General features: G+C 51.1%; 19 protein-coding genes and 2 pseudogenes. 14 read left to right on the forward strand and 7 right to left on the reverse strand.

Annotated elements, in window-relative coordinates; all coding sequences use genetic code 11:
• The 4 genes from JCM12308_RS06910 to msrB all read right to left on the reverse strand — a co-directional run bounded on the left by JCM12308_RS06910 (window position 1) and on the right by msrB (window position 3,818).
• Window positions 1-384: a hypothetical protein gene (locus JCM12308_RS06910; RefSeq protein WP_054783253.1), complete on the reverse strand. Its 384-nt coding sequence runs from the start codon at window positions 382-384 to the stop codon at window positions 1-3.
• A gap of 47 nt (window positions 385-431) precedes the next feature.
• Window positions 432-848, reverse strand: a complete 417-nt coding sequence (locus JCM12308_RS29240) for a hypothetical protein (RefSeq protein WP_208978326.1) — start codon at window positions 846-848, stop codon at window positions 432-434.
• 171 nt (window positions 849-1,019) lie between these two features.
• A complete protein-coding gene (locus JCM12308_RS06920; protein ID WP_054783254.1) occupies window positions 1,020-3,113 on the reverse strand; it encodes a S9 family peptidase in 2,094 nt (697 codons plus the stop codon).
• A gap of 297 nt (window positions 3,114-3,410) precedes the next feature.
• Entirely contained in the window at window positions 3,411-3,818 is a 408-nt protein-coding gene (gene msrB, locus JCM12308_RS06925; protein ID WP_014285092.1) for a peptide-methionine (R)-S-oxide reductase MsrB, read from the reverse strand.
• 258 nt (window positions 3,819-4,076) lie between these two features.
• Here msrB and JCM12308_RS06930 point away from each other — a divergent pair.
• The 10 genes and pseudogenes from JCM12308_RS06930 to JCM12308_RS06975 all read left to right on the forward strand — a co-directional run bounded on the left by JCM12308_RS06930 (window position 4,077) and on the right by JCM12308_RS06975 (window position 12,495).
• Window positions 4,077-6,424 (forward strand): annotated as a pseudogene (locus JCM12308_RS06930) (putative monovalent cation/H+ antiporter subunit A).
• Window positions 6,424-6,840: a Na+/H+ antiporter subunit B gene (locus tag JCM12308_RS06935; protein ID WP_008549641.1), complete on the forward strand. Its 417-nt coding sequence runs from the start codon at window positions 6,424-6,426 to the stop codon at window positions 6,838-6,840. Before JCM12308_RS06930 ends, JCM12308_RS06935 begins: the two are co-directional and overlap by 1 nt.
• On the forward strand, window positions 6,840-7,217 hold the full coding sequence (locus JCM12308_RS06940) for a Na+/H+ antiporter subunit C (protein ID WP_008549842.1): 378 nt from the start codon (window positions 6,840-6,842) through the stop codon (window positions 7,215-7,217). The genes JCM12308_RS06935 and JCM12308_RS06940 overlap by 1 nt, the downstream gene beginning before the upstream one ends.
• Window positions 7,218-7,221: 4 nt before the next feature.
• A pseudogene (locus JCM12308_RS32985) lies at window positions 7,222-8,806 on the forward strand (Na+/H+ antiporter subunit D).
• 17 nt (window positions 8,807-8,823) lie between these two features.
• Window positions 8,824-9,282, forward strand: a complete 459-nt coding sequence (locus tag JCM12308_RS06950; protein ID WP_008549539.1) for a Na+/H+ antiporter subunit E — start codon at window positions 8,824-8,826, stop codon at window positions 9,280-9,282.
• Entirely contained in the window at window positions 9,279-9,632 is a 354-nt protein-coding gene (locus JCM12308_RS06955; RefSeq protein ID WP_008549505.1) for a cation:proton antiporter, read from the forward strand. Before JCM12308_RS06950 ends, JCM12308_RS06955 begins: the two co-directional genes overlap by 4 nt.
• The gene (gene mnhG, locus JCM12308_RS06960) at window positions 9,629-9,991 is read left to right on the forward strand and encodes a monovalent cation/H(+) antiporter subunit G (RefSeq protein ID WP_014285097.1); all 363 of its coding nucleotides are present in this window, start codon (window positions 9,629-9,631) and stop codon (window positions 9,989-9,991) included. The genes JCM12308_RS06955 and mnhG overlap by 4 nt, the downstream gene beginning before the upstream one ends.
• 463 nt (window positions 9,992-10,454) lie before the next feature.
• Window positions 10,455-10,877: a Ros/MucR family transcriptional regulator gene (locus JCM12308_RS06965; RefSeq protein ID WP_054783255.1), complete on the forward strand. Its 423-nt coding sequence runs from the start codon at window positions 10,455-10,457 to the stop codon at window positions 10,875-10,877.
• A gap of 456 nt (window positions 10,878-11,333) precedes the next feature.
• Window positions 11,334-11,777 (forward strand): helix-turn-helix domain-containing protein, encoded by a 444-nt coding sequence (locus JCM12308_RS06970; protein WP_083416538.1) that lies wholly within the window; start codon window positions 11,334-11,336, stop codon window positions 11,775-11,777.
• Window positions 11,761-12,495, forward strand: coding sequence for a DUF6456 domain-containing protein (locus JCM12308_RS06975; RefSeq protein ID WP_054783257.1), 735 nt, complete (start codon window positions 11,761-11,763; stop codon window positions 12,493-12,495). Before JCM12308_RS06970 ends, JCM12308_RS06975 begins: the two co-directional genes overlap by 17 nt.
• On the opposite strand, the gene JCM12308_RS06980 is transcribed toward JCM12308_RS06975, so the two are convergent.
• Both JCM12308_RS06980 and JCM12308_RS06985 read right to left on the reverse strand, forming a co-directional pair.
• A complete protein-coding gene (locus JCM12308_RS06980) occupies window positions 12,458-12,889 on the reverse strand; it encodes a SufE family protein (RefSeq protein ID WP_014285099.1) in 432 nt (143 codons plus the stop codon). The two genes, JCM12308_RS06975 and JCM12308_RS06980, sit on opposite strands and share 38 nt — an antisense overlap.
• Window positions 12,890-13,035: 146 nt before the next feature.
• Window positions 13,036-13,620, reverse strand: a complete 585-nt coding sequence (locus tag JCM12308_RS06985; RefSeq protein WP_054783258.1) for a DUF5330 domain-containing protein — start codon at window positions 13,618-13,620, stop codon at window positions 13,036-13,038.
• A gap of 527 nt (window positions 13,621-14,147) precedes the next feature.
• Here JCM12308_RS06985 and JCM12308_RS06990 point away from each other — a divergent pair.
• Together JCM12308_RS06990 and JCM12308_RS06995 are read left to right on the forward strand one after the other, a co-directional pair.
• Complete coding sequence (locus JCM12308_RS06990) at window positions 14,148-15,026, forward strand: peptidoglycan-binding domain-containing protein (protein ID WP_054783259.1); 879 nt, start codon at window positions 14,148-14,150, stop codon at window positions 15,024-15,026.
• 29 nt (window positions 15,027-15,055) lie between these two features.
• Entirely contained in the window at window positions 15,056-15,427 is a 372-nt protein-coding gene (locus JCM12308_RS06995) for a DUF1491 family protein (RefSeq protein ID WP_083416537.1), read from the forward strand.
• On the opposite strand, the gene JCM12308_RS07000 is transcribed toward JCM12308_RS06995, so the two are convergent.
• A complete protein-coding gene (locus JCM12308_RS07000) occupies window positions 15,416-16,177 on the reverse strand; it encodes a hypothetical protein (protein ID WP_208978327.1) in 762 nt (253 codons plus the stop codon). The genes JCM12308_RS06995 and JCM12308_RS07000 overlap by 12 nt on opposite strands.
• Window positions 16,178-16,461: 284 nt before the next feature.
• Between JCM12308_RS07000 and JCM12308_RS27710 the strand changes: the two genes are divergently transcribed.
• Together JCM12308_RS27710 and JCM12308_RS07005 are read left to right on the forward strand one after the other, a co-directional pair.
• Window positions 16,462-16,662 (forward strand): hypothetical protein, encoded by a 201-nt coding sequence (locus tag JCM12308_RS27710; RefSeq protein WP_128647346.1) that lies wholly within the window; start codon window positions 16,462-16,464, stop codon window positions 16,660-16,662.
• A gap of 54 nt (window positions 16,663-16,716) precedes the next feature.
• Window positions 16,717-17,619 carry a hypothetical protein gene (locus JCM12308_RS07005; protein ID WP_054783261.1) on the forward strand — a complete coding sequence of 301 codons (903 nt, stop codon included), beginning with the start codon at window positions 16,717-16,719 and terminating at the stop codon, window positions 17,617-17,619.
• The last annotated feature ends 4 nt before the right edge of the window (window positions 17,620-17,623 follow it).

Raw genomic sequence — 17,623 nt, forward strand, 5'->3', positions numbered from 1 at the left:
TCAGGAACCGAAGAGCTTGTCAAAGAAGCTTTTCTCGTAGCCCATCTGGCAACGAGAGGTGATGATTTGATCCAGAACCCCGTTCATCAGGTAGAGGAAAGCTTCGCACTCGCTTTGAGTTGTGAAGCAAGCCTCTGTCGAAACGTTGTAAGGCTGGTTGTCACTCAAAACACGCCCACCTACATTTGCCTGCCAAACATTGGCAGCGCCATGCTCAGCAGTGGCTATGGAGCAATCATATTGCGTGCCTCTCACGCGCGGCATGATAGGTCCAGTGCGAGGAATAAGCTGGCGTTCCAGATAGTTGGTGCTGGGTGGTTGGCTGCAGCTCACAAGAAAGAGGGACGCCGCAGCAAAGCAGGCGAAGGGGGCAATCGTCTTCATTTACTCAACGCTTTCGGGCCTTAACGGCCTCTTCTGTCAATGTTGTTTTAAAACCAGCCGAAAAGTCCTTTGTAATAACCATGCTGGCAACTGGCACTGCGCGTTAGCTCCAAATAGCCACGCATAAAATTCAGATAAGCCTGACACTTCTCCATGGTCCTGAAACACGCCACGCTGGAAATGTTCCGGCTCGGATCGCTGAAGTACCCTGTCACAAACGCCTGGTAAACATTCTCAGCCCCATCCTCCTTCACCCGTATCCGACAATCATACTGCGACCCATATATCCGCGGCGCCGACCGCAGATCATTCGGGATCAGATGATTGAAAGGATACAGCTTGTTGTTGACCTGAGCGGATGTTTGCCCAGGTAGGAAGGCGAATAAGAGTAGAACGACAAGAACGGCACGCACAGGATGTTCCAGACTTTTATTGTTGTTTATGTCTTTAACATTGAGCGCCAAGAGGAGCTTTCACTCCTCATTAGACCTACAAATTCTAGCTCTTTCTTGGTTCCGGCATTCCTAACAGAGCTTTTCGAACTGAGAACAAGGTTAAGGTAAACTTGCAGCGTAATTGAATAGAAAAAGGCGCCCCGGAGTGAGGCGCCTTTTTTGCTGAAAAACTTGCTTCTCTTAAGCTTTGCCGGTCTGCTTCAGGGCAAAGGCATAAACCAGTGCGACCTCCTTCAGGCGATCAAAGCGACCGGAAGCACCGCCGTGGCCGGCATCCATGTTGGTGCGTAGCATGGTGAGGCTGTCGTTGGTCTTCTTCTCGCGCAAAGTCGCGATCCACTTGGCTGGTTCCCAATAGGTCACGCGAGGGTCAGTCAGGCCGCCAAGCGCGAAGATGGCTGGGTAGTCTTTGGCCTCCACGTTGTCGATTGGTGAGTAGGATGCGATATAGCCATAGGCACTCTTGTCGCGAATAGGGTCACCCCATTCCGGCCATTCAATCGGCGTCAATGGCAAAGTATCGTCCAGCATGGTCGTGAGCACGTCTACAAATGGCACTTCCGCGATCATCGCAGCAAACGCTTCAGGTGCCATGTTCGCACAGGCCCCCATCAGCATACCGCCAGCAGAGCCACCATGAGCAACGATCCGATCATGTGATGTGAAGCCTTCACTGGCAAGGAACTTGGCTGATGCGATGAAATCATAGAAGGTGTTCTTTTTGAACTCACGGCGACCATTCTTGTACCAGGCATAGCCCTTGTCCTTGCCACCCCGGATGTGAGCGATGGCATAAACAAAGCCGCGATCTACCAGAGATAGTGCATTGGTAGAGAAGCTGGCTGGAATGGATATGCCGTAGGAGCCGTACCCATAAAGCAGGCAAGGTGCGCTACCATCCAGAACTGTAGATCGCTTGTAAAGCAGGGACACCGGAACCAGCGTTCCATCATGAGACGGAGCCATCAGACGGCGGGTGATGTACTCGGATGCATCATGACCGGAAGGCACTTCCTGGCGTTTGCGCAGAATACGATCACGTGTTGCAAGGTCATAATCATAAACCTCGCTTGGTGTGGTCATAGAAGAGTAGGTAAAGCGAATGGTGCTGGTGTCGTACTCAAAACCGCTTGCCATACCAAGGCTGTAAGCTTCCTCATCAAACTCGATCACATGAGAAATGCCGTCGATGAAGCGATGCACCACAATGCGCGGCAAGCCGTCAACACGTTCCAGCCAGACCATGTAGTCCTTGTAAACGTCATGAGACAGGATCAGACGGCCCGGCTTATGAGCGATTAGATCCACCCAATGTGATTTGCCAGGCATCGCCAACTGCGCCACGAGAGGCACGCTCACAATCTTGAAATCTTCCGCATCGCCAGCATTGGTGAGGATCAACAGGCGATCACCATTGTCTTCAACGGAGTACTCAACACCGGTCTCACGCTCAGCCACCAGTGTAGGTTTTACCAATGGATCATCAGCAGGGATCAGCCAGACCTCGGTGGTCTCATGATCTCCTGAACCAATGCAGATGAAGCGCCCAGACTGTGTTCGGCCAAGCCCAACGAAGAAGCTCGTGTCCTTCTCTTCATAAACCAGCGCATCCTCGGAGCGTGGTGTACCCAGTTTGTGGCGGAAGAGTTTGGAGGGGCGATGGTTTGCATCTACCTCAACATAAAACAGATACTGGCCGTCTTTGGACCAGACGCCCCCGGCACCGGTATCCGGAATGGTGTCTTCCAGATCTTCACCAGTCGCGGTATCGCGGATCTTGAGTGTGTAGTACTCAGAGCCTTTGTCGTCATAAGCCCAGGCAAGGTATTTGTGGTCGTCGCTATGGGACGCGCCGCCAAACTTGAAGTAGGCTTTTCCGTCTGCCTCAAGGTCACCATCAACCAGCACAATAGGGTCGCCGCCATCACGCTTGCTGCGGACGAACTTGGGATGCTGACCGCCTTCAACAAACTTGGTGGCATAGGCATACTCACCATCAGGGGAAGGAACCGAGCTGTCGTCTTCCTTGATGCGCCCCTTCATTTCTGCAAACAGAGCTTTTTGAAGCTCTTCAGTATCTGCCATTTCGCTTGTGGTGTAAGCGTTCTCGGCTTCCAGATACTCGCGGATCTCTGGATCAAGTACCTCAGGATCGCGCATAACCTCTTGCCAGTTGTCTGCGCGCAGCCAGGCATAAGGCTCGTTGCGGGTAAAACCGTGATGGCTGGTTTCGTGAGTGCGCATCTGGGCGCGTGGTGGAACTGGTTTATTCATTATACCTGACTGAGTTTTCGCAAATGATTTTGAGATCTAAGCTCTGTTGGCTCTGCATTTTAAGTGAGAACTGACATAAAGCCAGTTCCCGATTAAAACTTATCCATCAGAAGATATGTGCCGTATCGAAGGTATAAATTTGAAGGTAAAGCTTTTTACACCGATTATTTTCATGCTCATATGTCTATCGATGTGGAGCTGATAATATTGTTTCAGTGTAAATTCAGTTGTTCTTCCACAGCTTCAAAACGTCGCTCTTTCGCTCCGCGACAACACCTATCTTAGATTTTATCAAAACTACTCGTCAGGTGTGAAGGTCATCGAAGTACCATTCATACAGTAGCGAAGTCCTGTTGGTGGCGGGCCATCTGGGAAAACGTGTCCGAGATGTCCTCCACAACTTGCGCAGCAGATCTCCGTACGCACCATGCCCAGGGTCGTGTCTTTATGCTCGGTTACAACGTCTGGAGCGACCGCTTCGAAGAAGCTTGGCCAGCCGCAGCCCGCATCAAATTTCGTGTCTGATTTGAATAACTTAGATCCACATGCAGAGCAGCTGTAGGTGCCGGTCTCAAAGGTATTCCAATAAGGACCGGTAAATGCGCGTTCTGTACCTTTTTCACGTAGGATTCGAAACTGTTCCGGGGTCAGTTTTTCCCGCCATTCCGCCTCGGTCATGTCCTTAGGTGATTTTTTGTTAAACATGATAGAAATCCTTATTCAACGGGCTCAATGGTAGGGCCATGTTAAGTTTACCAAGACATAAACAAACAGCAGATGTCTAAAAGGCAAGTTACAAATAGGTGAGGTTAGAGTTTATTGAAACCTGACAAAACTAGAATGTGATGAACTTGCCCCGCATGGGTGGGCAGATTATGTCTTTGGAGTGGTCGGGGGAGCGTGTTTGGCAAATTCGACTCGGTCTTATAGGTTCAACCACGAAAATAATTCACGGAGTGCTACATGCCTTTATTCGGTGTCGAGGCAACGTTCTGGGCGTTATTAGGCCCGTTTGTTGCCGCTGCGCTTAGTCCCATTCTGGCAAAGACTCTGAAACACAATGCATCATGGCTTCTGGCTATTATCCCTGCATTGGCTTTCTTACAGTTTCTCTCATTCGTGCCGGGTCTTGCTGAAGGGCAAACCTACAAGGCAAGCTTGGAATGGGTTCCCACCTTTAACGTAAACTTTTCGATTTATCTGGATGGCCTGTCTGTCGTTTTCGCGCTTCTGATTTCAGGTATCGGCACATTCATTACGTTATATGCGGGTGGCTACCTGAAAGGGCATGAAAATCTTGGGCAGTTCCTGTCCTACTTGTTCCTGTTTATGGGCGCTATGCTTGGCGTTGTCGTGGCTGATAACGTTATCACGCTGTTCGTCTATTGGGAGCTGACATCCATCACGTCGTTCCTGCTGATTGGCTTTGACCATCTGCGCCGTGCTTCGCGCCGCTCTGCTGTGCAGGCGCTTGTTGTGACTGGCGGCGGTGGACTCGCCCTGATGGCAGGTCTTATTCTTGCAGGCTATCAAGGCGGCAGCTTCGAGATGAGTGAGCTGCTCAACTCAGGTGATGTGCTGCGTGAGAGCCCATATTACACCGCGATCTTTATTCTGGTCGTACTTGGTGCATTTACGAAGTCCGCGCAGTTCCCGTTCCATTTCTGGCTTCCAAACGCAATGGAAGCGCCAACACCTGTTTCCGCGTACTTGCACTCCGCGACCATGGTGAAAGCTGGCGTTTACCTGCTTATGCGCATGCATCCGGTTCTGGGAGGAACCGAGCTTTGGATGACGGTTCTGCCAATCTTTGGCGGCATTACATTGCTGGTGGGTACCATCCTCGGTATTCGCCAGACAGACCTAAAACTTGTTCTGGCTTACACCACCGTTGCGTCTCTTGGTCTTCTAGTAATGCTGACTGGCACGTCTGATCAGATCGCTATTCAGGGTGCGGTTCTCTATCTGTTTGCGCATTCTCTTTTCAAAGGTTCGCTCTTCATGGTCGTTGGTACAGTGGACCATGAAGCGGGCACACGAGATCTGCACAGAGTAGGGGGACTGTTCTCTGCGATGCCGATCACAGGAACAGCGGCAGTCCTTTCGGCTCTTTCTATGGCTGGTCTGCCTCCACTTATCGGCTTTGTTGCTAAGGAAGTCCTTTACGACGGCACCTGGTACACCACCAATGGCGGACTATGGACAGCCTTCGCTGTGCTGGGCAACGCATGATGTTTGCATTGGCCGCAACTGTTGCCATCAAACCGTTCTTCGGTGCCAAACTGAAAACGCCAAAAGTCGCTCATGAAGGGACAGTTCTGCTGATTGCCGGTTCAATCACACTTGCTGTCTTGGGCTTGGTAGCCGGTGCCTTCGTGGCTTCTGTGGGCCATCAGCTCTTGTCTCCGATGACCTCAGCAATCCTTGGCCAGCCGTTTGATAAAGAACTGCACTTGTTCCCAACCTACCTGTCTCCAGCGCTGTACCTGTCTGTAGCAACCATCGGTCTGGGCATCATCATCTTCATGTACATGGATCGTCTCCGTGTCATCGTTGCTGATGTTCTGCGCACCATCGGTTGGGGACCAGATAAAGGCTTTGATCAGGTTCTGGAAGCGATCATCCGCTTTGCGACGACGCTGACACAAATGGTTCAGACCGGCAGCATGGTCACCTACATGCGGGCCACGTTCACCGTGATCGCGTTGATGCTGTTTGTGCCAATGATCCTCACAGGTAACTGGCCAAAGCTGGAAGGCTTGGGAAGTCTGCACGTTTATGAGTGGTTCATCGCAGCCATAGCCGTCATCGGTGTCTATGCTGTGCTGACCGCACGCTATCGGGTAACCGCAATCGTCTTGCTTGGTATTCAGGGATTTGCGGTTGCGTTGATCTATCTGCTGTTTGGCGCGCCGGACCTGTCCTTCACCCAGTTCATGGTTGAAACACTGTCGGTAGTCATCCTCGCACTGGTCATGACACGACTGAACCTCAAGCCTACGGATGCTCGCTCGTCCCGTGGCAAGGCCTTTGACATCAGCATTGCTGTGTTGTGCGGTGCTGGCATCAGCATGCTTCTCATGTCCATTGTTCAGCTGCCGTTTGATCCGACACTCTCTGAGTTCTTCACCCAGTATAGCCGCACGATCGCGCATGGTCGCAACATCGTGAACGTCATCCTCGTTGATTTCCGTGGTTTTGATACCATCGGTGAAATCTCCGTTGTGATGGTAACTGGCCTCGCGGTGCTTGCACTTATCAGAGTTCGTCCTAAATCAAATGGAAACTCGAATACGGAGAAAAATCGCTAATGAATACGCTTATATTCAGAACGGTCGCTCCGTACCTTTCAGCACTGATGCTGTTGTTCTCCGTCTTTGTGCTGTTGCGGGGCCATAACGAGCCTGGCGGTGGTTTCATCGGTGGCCTCATTGCAGTCTCCGCTTTCGCCATTTACGGCATCGCTTGCGGTGTATCGGCCGTGCGCCGCGCCATGAAGTTCCATCCAATGTCCATTGCGGCATCCGGCCTGTTTCTGGCAGTCCTGTCTGTGCTGCCGAGCATTTTCTTCGGTCAGCCAGCCATGACCAGCCAGTGGTTGGCACTGCCATTCCTGGGTACGGTGATCGATCTGTCGACACCGCTGTTCTTTGATATTGGTGTGTATCTGGTTGTTGTAGGAGCGATCTCCTCTATCGCTCTTTCTCTGGAAGAAAGGGCAGACTAATGGAAACGCTTTTTGCTGTACTTGTAGGCGTACTCTTCGCAGGCTCAATCTATCTGCTGCTCTCTCGCAAGTTGGTCAGAATCCTGTTGGGCATCGCTATTCTCGGTAACGCAGTGAACCTGCTGATTTTCACGGCAGGTCGACTGACACGAGATGTGCCTCCAATCATCCCGGTCCATAGCTATCTCCCCGTAGAAGCAACGGCGAACCCATTGCCTCAGGCATTGGTGCTCACTGCGATCGTGATTTCCTTCTCTTTCCTCGCGTTCTTTCTGGTCCTCGGGTATCGGGCCTATCAGGAACTGGGAACAGATGATCTGCTGGAAATGCGCGTCGCGGAACCAAAAGAACACAATGAACCGCCGCTGGGGTATTAAGTAGATGGCTGCAACGAAAACTACAGTTGATATTACAGCGGCGATGGTGACCGAGGCAGTGCCGCTTGCAGATTGGCTTCTGGTGGCGCCAGTCCTGCTGACCATGGCTGGCGGTGCGATTTCTATCATCTTCCGCAAGAAACCTCAGACCCAGCCATGGATCGCGATTTCGATCATTTCGCTGGTTATTCTCTCGAATATTGGCTTGCTAACTCACGTCCTCAACAATGGTGTTGTCACCATGGTCATGGGCAGCTGGTTGCCGCCATTCGGTATCGCGTTTACGGCTGATCCTCTCGGAGCTCTGCTTGCTCTGACAGCGTCTATCGCAACGCTGTGTGTTGCCGTCTTTGCGATGAACTCCATTGCTGAGAGTGAACGCCGATACGGTTTCTATCCATTTTTGATGATGCTTCTGTGTGGTGTGACCGGCTCATTCCTGACAGGTGATATCTTCAATCTCTACGTCTGGTTCGAGGTGTTGCTGATCTCATCCTTCGGTATGCAGATCCTTGGCAATGAAAAGGTCCAGATCGATGGTGCTGTTAAGTATGCCGTCCTGAACCTGATCGCCACCACATTGTTCCTTGCCTCAACTGGCTTGCTATACGCCTGGTCGGCACGTTGAACATGGCAGACATAGCTGGCAAGCTGAAGGCCTTTGATGGCTCAGGACCTGTTTTGGGCCTTGCCGCTCTCTACTTCCTTGCATTCGCAATGAAGGCAGCGGCGTTCCCGGTCAACTTCTGGCTTCCTGCGTCGTACCACACACCGCGTCTGGTCGTGGCAGCGATCTTCGCTGGCCTTCTCACAAAAGTTGGTGTTTACGCATTGCTCAGAGTGATGGTGCTCCTGATGCCGGAAGGCCGTGATTGGCTTGCTACCCTGATTGGTCTGGTCGCAATCGCTACCATGCTGACAGGCTCTCTTGGTGCACTGGCTCAAACAGATATCCGCCGCTTGATGGCATACCTCGTGATTGCGGGTATCGGCGCTATGCTGGCTGGTATCGCAGTTGGCAACGAAGTCGCTGTATCTGGTGCGATCTTCTATTCCATGCACTCCGTACTGATCATGACGGCGCTATATCTTCTGGTCGCATTTATGTTCCAGATGAGTGGTACGTTCTCCCTGCGCGAAATCGGAGGTCTATACGTCCGCACGCCGCTAGGAGCCGTCATTGGCTTGATCCTACTGCTGGCTGTTGCTGGCCTGCCGCCGTTCTCAGGCTTCTGGGCGAAACTGCTGCTCGTAGCAGGTGCTCTGGAAGCTGATCGTGGTTGGGTCGCTGCCGGTATTCTGGTGTCCGGCCTGCTCACAACAATCGCAGTTGGTCGCCTCTGGATCTTCGCTTTCTGGCGGGGAGGGAACGAGCATACCGTAGACGGTATTCAGGCTCTTCCAATCGCAGGCAGTGCAGAAGCCTCTGAGATCTCATGGAGTATCTGGCTACCGCTGATCCTCCTAACGACACTTATTGTTTTGATTGGAATACTTCCGGAAAGCATGATGTCTGTAGCAGACTATGGAGCAAAAACGCTGATTGATCCGACAGCTATATCGGTTCCGTATTTGGAGGTTCCCGATGAACAACAGGGTCTTTCTGATGAACCTGCTGCTCGCTGCAGCATGGGGTGCCGTCACAGGCTCATTTACACCACTCAACCTGATCTTCGGTTTTGTGCTCTCTAGCATCGCCCTGTTCCTAATCCGGGAGCAGATCGCATTTCGGGATTATTTCCAGCGCGGTGGTAAGGTTGTCATTCTTGCTGGCAGTTTCTTTAAGGAACTGGTGCTGTCTTCCTGGCGTGTCCTGATGATCGTCATCCGCCCGAAGATAAAACTACATCCGGGCATCATCGCTGTACCGCTGTCAGTTACAGAGGATTTTGAGATTACTCTGCTGGCAAACATGGTCACACTGACCCCGGGTACACTCTCGGTTGATGTCTCAGAGGATCGTAAAGTCCTGTTTGTACATTGCCTGAATGTGCCGGACCCGGAAGAAACGATTGATGGCATTAAGAATGGTTTTGAACGTCAGATTCTGGAGGCGTTTCGATGAGCGGATTTGAAGCTTTTGCAGCAGACTTTCTGTACGCCTGTGTGAGCATCGCGCTCTTTATATTGGGCCTGACGTTTCTGCTGATCGTGTATCGCATTATCAAAGGGCCGACGCTGCCTGATCGTATCGTGGGACTGGATCTGCTGGTTGTCGTTGCAATCGGCCTGATTGCGACCGTGGGCGTAGGATCCACTTACACGCTTTACATCGACATTTCACTGGCTCTTGGCCTTGTTGGCTTCCTGGCAACTGTCGCTTTCGCGCGCTTCATTCTGAACCGCGGACAAGCCAAGGACTTCATCATCATGCAAGAGATCAAAGATTCTGAAAGGCTGGAGGAGCAGGAATGATGTCAGCAGTTATCTCCATCCTGACAGGGATCATGTTGATCATTGGTGCAATCTTTGCAGCAGGTGCGGCCCTTGGCATAAACCGCTTGCCGGATGTCTATACACGCATGCACGCAGCGTCTAAGGCAGGTACGCTTGGCTCAGGTCTGATGGTTCTGGCGCTGGGGTTATACTCTCAGCAATGGGATGACTTCATGCGTGCCGTGGCAACCGTCTGTTTCTTCCTGCTCACAGCGCCAGTGTCTGCACACCTCATCGCGCGGGCAGCTTATGTGGTTGGCTATAAGCCGTGTAAAGAGACCACAATTGATGAGCTGAGTGTGACGAAGAAGACAGCAGAGCCAGATGCTCCGCAATAATGTGTCAGCCTCAGCCAAGCTTTTTGCGTTTTAGTGCTGAGCAAAGATACAATATAATCGACAATGACCGATAGGAAGGCGAAAAACTAGGAGTTGAAGTTTCAACTGCTTCGCCTTTCTAAGAGCCGATTACACAGTACAGTCACATTCTTTTGTCTGTACATTAGAGCCCGCAGTTTATCTAGCTCACTTCTATAATTTCTCAAGTTTGTTAGAAGTCTGTAAGGTCCTTCTAAATCACAATGCACAAAAAACCATAGTAAATCTGATTTTTTTGACCGGATTTAACTTGTTATCCTTATTTCCTGTCTCTATAATAGCCCCCTATGGTTTTTGCTTGTTTAGAGTCGAGTTTCGGCTGTGGTAAGTATGGATCTTATCTTTGATCTTCGGGTCGAAGTATTGGTTCAGTAGTAAACAAGCACACGTATGAAATTTAGATCCACAAGATGACAGGTTTGAGATGAGCGAGATCCCTGCAGATAACAATTTGATGGAACTGACTGCTGATATCGTGTCAGCCTATGTTGGTAATAACACTGTGGCCTCCGCTGATTTGCCTGTGCTGATCAACGACGTTTACGTCGCTCTGCAGAAAACCAGCGGTGATCTTTCTGAGCCTGAGCCTGAGCCAGAGCCACTGAAGCCAGCTGTGCCGGTTAAGAAGTCTGTCACGAACGACTACATCATCTGCCTTGAAGATGGTAAGAAGTTTAAGTCCCTGAAGCGCCACTTGCGCACTCACTACGATATGACTCCTGAGGAATATCGTGAGAAATGGGGTCTTCCTTCCGACTACCCAATGGTTGCTCCTCATTACGCAGCAGCTCGTTCTGAGCTTGCTAAGAAAATGGGTCTCGGCCAGCAGCGTAAACGCGCTAAGTAATTTCGGGATATATCCTGAACGAAAACCAGCCTCATTCGGGGCTGGTTTTTTTTATTCCCCTTCCTTCATTTTTTATCCCCCCGTTATCGATGAATTCCCCTAAGGGTGGGCGCATTGTGTATATCGCCCTAGGTTGGTGAACGCTGCTTTCCGTAAAGGTAAATTTGGCTCATCGAACACTAGAGTTTAAGTTCTAATTTTACTGCGCTTGCCACAGTTGTGATTTCAAAATACCTGCAAGTCTCAAGAGTTAATTCAAAAATATAATTTGATAAGGTTTTAGGCAGCACGGTTGCTGTGTCCAGGCAGTGCGCTGAACCCACCTGATTTTACCAGTTGTTTAGAAAAATTTATGTTTTGAGGGCGCTCAATCTCAATCTTATCCCCCCCGAGTATCGCTAGGGCAACAATCAATTGTTCTTTGACGATAACCAATCAGTTCATTGGAGTAATTAAATGCCAAGAATTTCTGAGGGGGAGAAAGACGAAATGTCCAGAAGTCCGCGTTTGGGATCTCCGGTTCATTCCGCCCTGCTGAACAAACCTTTGTCAGCGGTGGACTGGATGGCAACAGGACGCGTCGCGCTCGCATTTGGATTAAAGCCCGAAGAACTCCATTCCGCATCTCGTGGTTATGCAAAAGCAGCAAGAGCTCGGCAAGTCTCCATGTATATCCTCCATGTCTGTATGGGCATGACGTTGTCTCAGGCGGCAGCAGCCTTTGGCCGGGACAGAACAACAGCAGCCCACGCCTGCAAGGTTGTTGAGGTTTTGCGCGAAGATCCCAGATTCGACGCGGTTCTCTCTGAAATTGAAGGGCAGCTCTCTGCATCTGTTGCCAGTGCTCGCATGCACCCGGCCATAAACGCTGGAGGCCCGTCTGATGTCTTCACAGCCTGAAACTGAAATCCCTGAGAAAGAGCTGATCAACCTATGCAGACGACTCTCTGGGCCAAATAGAAGCTCACTAAAGGCGGCCGTTGCCAGAAAAACGCTAAATCATGCAATCGCCCTGAAACTTGTAATCAATCACGAAGACGGGCCAAGGCTAACCAAACACGGGAAGCAATGGCTCAAAAAGACTCTCAGCAATGGTGGGCTCGAGACGCAACCTGCTCCTGTGCAAGCAGTATGTGCTGATAGCCCTCTCGCCTGGCTTAAAAGCCGAAGGGACAAAGCGGGGAGGGCCTACATCACAGAACTGCAATATGAGGCTGGTGAGCGGCTGAGAGAAGATTTCACTTATGCTCAGTACTGGGGAACAGTTAAGTCCAATTGGCGAAGCGAACGAGCGCCCAAATCAGCCTGCAAAGTCGATGACGTCAGCGACAGTGTTTATGACGCCAGAGAACGTGTCCAGAAAGCACTGGCTGCGGTAGGGCCAGAGCTGTCAGGCATTCTCATGGATGTTTGTTGTTTTCTCAAAGCCCTCAAGCACGTCGAAAGCGAACGGCAATGGCCACAGCGCACAGCAAAGGTGGTACTGGGATTAGCACTGGATCGACTATCTAAGCACTATGGCTCCTCACGCCAACGCGCGGTCGGTCCTGAAACCTCACAAATTGTAAGTTGGACAGCTCTTAGTTCAGAGCAAGTGCAGCAGACGCATCATCCTTGATACGCTGAACCATGGAGCTCAGTCCATTCGAGCGCTGTGGTGTAAGATGCTCTTTGAGGCCGATCTTGCTGAAGACATTCTCAATGTCGGTCTCAAGGATCTCTTTTGCAGGTACACCGGAGTATTGCGCAAGAACGATGGCAACCAAACCACGAACGATATGCGCATCGCTATCGCCTTTGTAAAACAGGATCGGGCCGTTATCTCCGTCTTCCTGAATGCGCTTGGAAAGCCACACCTGAGAGACACAACCATGAACGCGGTTTTCCTCACTGCGTTCATCATCGCTCAATGGCTCAAGTTCACGGCCAAGCTCGATGACATAGCGATAGCGGTCTTCCCAGTCTTCGAGGAATTCAAAGCCTTCTAGAATCTCAGCAATCGCAGTGGTCATAGTACTATTCTTTCGCTCAGGGTTTTGCAGGCGTTTCTACCGCGCCAGTCTCTCTTGGGCAATACGATTAGATTCAAAATATAAAACAGCCCACACTCCAAACCAGAGTATGGGCCTCAATTTTCTCAAGAAAATGGCAGAAACCTCTAATTCCGACCATAATAAAGCGGATTAGGCCTCGGTAGCGGCACCGCATGTGCAGGTGTCGCATAAGTTGGCTGACTACCTGCAAACAAACTCTGCTCTTCAGCACTTAACTGAGGCGTTGCATTGCCTGCCTGTCCATGGCTCAGCTGCCAGGGGATATCAAGATCCTCAGAGGTGAGTGCACCAGAGTGGACAGGTTCATCTGCAGCACTGTTCAGGCTTGGTAGAAGCTGACCTGCAGCAACTTCATCAAACGGAAGCGCTTCAATGGCGTCCTGAGCGGAAGGCAGGGCTGCATACTGGGTTGGCTGAAGGCCTTCAGCGTCACTGTCGCTGAGATAGTTATAGGTCAGCCGTGCTGCCTCCTTGGCTTTCAATCCAACAAGGGTGATGACTGAACTTCCCATCTCACAGGCGTTTGGGTTGCGGTCACAAAAGCCACCCAGATCCTGCACAGTAGACTGCGCAGCTAGGTAGACCTGAACGATCCCGATGGAAGGCGCATCCTCGTAACTTCCGGTCCCGATAGGGAGCAGGAGGAGAACAAGTCCAATCCAAAATGTAGTTCTAAGCAAAAAGAACATTGGCTTCGCCCAAAGGTTTCAATCACGCCGAAAAGGCCGGCAACTTTTACATAGTCGCTTAACTTATTGAAACCATAGGGTTTACTCTCAAATATAACATATATTGTTCTCGATAAAATTGAATCAAATTTTATTTAAATTGAGAACTTGCTGAGTTTTATGCGTATTTCTCGTCTACACAGACTTCGGGGAAGCTGAGATATAATTAACAGGCAGTAAATAAAATTTCCCGCTGGGGCAGCTCAGTTCACGCAAAGACAGCGGGATGTGTCATTTGAAGTTCAACTTGCGCGGCTAATAAGCGTTTCTTTAAGCAAAACTTGATAGGAACAGAAGGACTGGAAAACCGAAACTCAGCCTAATTTAACTCAAGGTTTTATGATGGTTCTCGGTGGGCAGCGACCTATTCAAAGTGGACTTGTAAAGAGGAGGGCGATATCTCTAACTCCTCAGGAATACACCAGCTAGAATTGGTAGTTGCTGACAACTCGGGTAACACAAAAAAGCGTTGAAAGAGGTAGTGCTTAATGGTGGGGCGAAAGCCAAACGGCAAAAAAGCGAGAAAAGCTGCGGTTCCTGCGGGTGCTGCACAAGCTCAGCCAGATGGTGAGTACCAGATGCACGTGCACTACGATGAAGACGGCATTTTTTACGAGAATGGCGAAGTTGACCATGCTGCTGTCGCAAATGCTGCCTCCAAAAAGTCGGCGGGCATGAGCAAGCTATCGACACTCGTCCTGATGGCGTTTGTTGGTATGGCATCACTCATTGCGGTCAATGCTGCATTCCTGCAAGACACCAAGCACCCATCTCCAATCGTTGCAACGCGCGTCTCCGAAAGTCAGTTGGACAGTTCAGAGCTCGTCAGAGCGACGCAGAGGTTGAAGCAACAGGAGCTTGTGGCTGAAGTTCAAAAAGAACTCCGCCGTCTCGGCGTATATCCCGGCAGTCTGGATGGTCAGTTCGGTCCGGCGACAGAACGCGCTGTGCGTGCCTACCAAAGACAACGCGCCATGAGCGAAACCGGTCAGGTGACCGAAGCTCTGCTTGCGCGCTTGACCATGGACTTTGATGCCTTCACTCCGTCCCCCAATGCGTCCGCTGCTGAAGGTGCCGAAATCCCTATTCCGCGCGCAAGTCCTGAGCAGATTCAGGCCCTAACGCAAGGTGGCTCTAATCTGACTCAGGTGTCTGGCCAGACCGATGTGATGACAGAGCGCATCAAAAAGCTTCAGCAAACTCTGGCTGATCTGGGATACGGTCCGCTCACGATTGACGGTATTCCTGGTGGACAAACGTCTTCGGCAATCGCAGCTTTTCAGCGCGATAATGCGTTGAAAGTGGATGGGCAGATGAGTGAAGCCCTGTTCTCCAAGCTCGCCGCAGTCAGTGGCACGCGGATTTAAGCAGCAGTTTCAAGAAGAAAGACAATCTGATGCGAGTAACCTCTGAGTTCTGGGTCGCAGCCTATACGCGCCGTTGTTTTGCAGAAGGTGCGTTCGCTGGTGTTCGCCGCAAAGGTGCGCAGGAAGCTGGGGCCATCTTCATCATTGTCGATCGCTTGGATTCCACATATGACTTCTACGGTCCTGCGCCGCAGTCTTTCTTTGATGAAGAAAAGCCACTGGATCGGGAATTCGAATGCCTGATGGAAAAGGCATCCCGAGAGGATATTGAATCCAAGCTCACACGCGAAGAACGCATGGATCCTGACTTCTGGGTCGTTGAAGTGGAAGATAAGGAAGCACGCAGCTTCCTGTCACTACCGAAAGAGCCGGGGCCTGAGGATCTGTTCTCAGGCTTTTAGTGTTGCAAGCTCAGCATGATAATGAGAAGGCCGCGTCAAGGATGTGCCTTGCGCTTTAAGCTCGCGAACAACCGTCTCAGTTGCTTCAAAGATGCTGTGATAGCGTGGCTGACCAACCGTTCCACTCCAACTGCTGATGAGCTGTCGCGCAAGCTTTTTGTTCACGCCAATGGCAGCTTTCTGCAGATCTCTCATGCGATCAGTATCAACGAGCGTGCCCCAAAAACGCACAAGCAGCTGATCTAGCATACGAGAAGAAAACCCAAGCCCGACGAGCATAACAATAAATCCGTCAGGGTTTGAATGTGTGCAACATTGGTGAACCTGATCCGGTGTGAGCCGACAAGCATGCGCAAGTTGACCAACCATGCTGGTGTGCCCGTACTTCAAACCGCGCAGACACAACTCAAAGCACTCTTCTTCTGAGAGGGGCCCAATAACGTCTGTTGAAGCGTTAGGATCTGTCAGGCTCTCTTTCAGATCCGCGAAGGAGGAAATCGGTGCCCTTTCCAGAAAGAGGTCTACCAGATCATCCTGAGCTTCATCTGCAGGTGTTGCAGGGTGCAGAGGAGTAACTTTGCTCTTGGAATTGAGAGCAACGTACTCTCCGATCATCTGGTCATGGTCATTTGCAAGTGCTTTCATCACGGCCTCCGGAGCATGAGAGATCGGGCACAACAGGTGCGCTACCTTCAGTCGACTGGCCGCAGAGACCGATGACAGGTGCTGCAGCGCTAACTCTTCATACATATGAGAGCTTGCATGAGAATGGCCGGTTTGAGCAAAAGCCTCTGTTGCTGCAATTAAGAGTTGAGACCTGTCTTCCATGAGTGAAGGAACCTGTATACGCAAAACAATTGATTCATCGACGTTTTTCGCTTCCACCAGAAATACGGGGCGGCGCATATGACATCGAACAGAATTACTAGCTAAATTTAGGGGCAAATGCTTTACAGCTCATTAACTGAAACTCCGCTTAACTGGAGGCTGGAAGAACCAAGAGATTGACCGGTAAATGTGCCAGAGGACAAACGATGGGTACACTTCATGATCTAGTCACCGAGCGCTCGCGAAGGCAGCCTTTGCAGATACGCCGCGCTTATGATCGACAGGCTTCATCAGCTCAGATCCATATCTTTCCCGGTGTCTACCAGATGCCGTCCGGACTGGCCTGCCGTAAGCGGGTGGGCACTATTCGTGTTGTAGAAGAGCACTCGGAATACGAGAGGGACTAGCTTCTCACGTTTTTTGCCTGTATCTCCATTGCTGTTGGCAGTGGGAAATGAGTCATGGGCGAAATCGGGAAATCAGAATTGATGGGCAAGGGGGATAACTTTGCATATCTAATTCGTGATGCAGTTCGCTATGCAACACCAATGCGCCCCAAACGTGCCCTGGCAACCACTCTTCTGGTCCTGTCCTCAACCAGCCTGCTGCTGGGCGCATGTGCCAAACCTACGGGCGATTTTGGCCGGGCCAAACCAAACATCCTGCATGATCGTGTTGCTGAAGATTTGGGGATGCTCTACCGCTACTCCCAAAAGCAGGACGTTTCCAACCTCAATCTGACTGATCAGGAAAAAGAGCTACGGGACCGTGGTTGGACGCTTGTGGTACCACCGGCTTCTGAGGATTGGATCGGAGCCAATAAAGTGCAGTTGCAGCGGCAGGGGTTTTTGAATGATCCGTATGCTGCAGTCAATCCGGCCAACTATTACGTCTACCTGCGCTCAGACAAATATCGTTCCAGCGAGACACGTTATACCCGCCTGATCGATGACATGAAGTCCGATCAAAAGCTCCTGCTACCGTTCTGCCAGATCGCGCGGCAGGTTCTTGTCAGCGACCATGAGAGATTGGAAGCCCTGAACCGCCAGCAGGACGTCAATCCGGAGTTTGCAACGGGAGTAAAAGCGAGGGTACGCGAGAACAAGTCCTTCGTGGACTGGGTTCTGCGCGCCACCGGACGACGCCTGCAAGCCTACCAGATCGCCATCAACGCGCTGGAAGTGGAAACTCCATCAGCTCAGCAGATCTGGGATGCCAGCAAAGGCTACGAGCAGCTCCGCCGTACTTACGAAGAACTGCCGTCCAAATGCTACGCGGAAGTCAAAAGGAAGCCGGAAAAGGTCGAGCGACCATCCCGCATTTTCTCCGGTTGGGGACTGGAACGAGCCGCACCGCAGAAGTAACCCT

This window comes from Pseudovibrio denitrificans JCM 12308, from assembly GCF_001310815.1.
GTDB classification, from domain to species: domain Bacteria; phylum Pseudomonadota; class Alphaproteobacteria; order Rhizobiales; family Stappiaceae; genus Pseudovibrio; species Pseudovibrio denitrificans.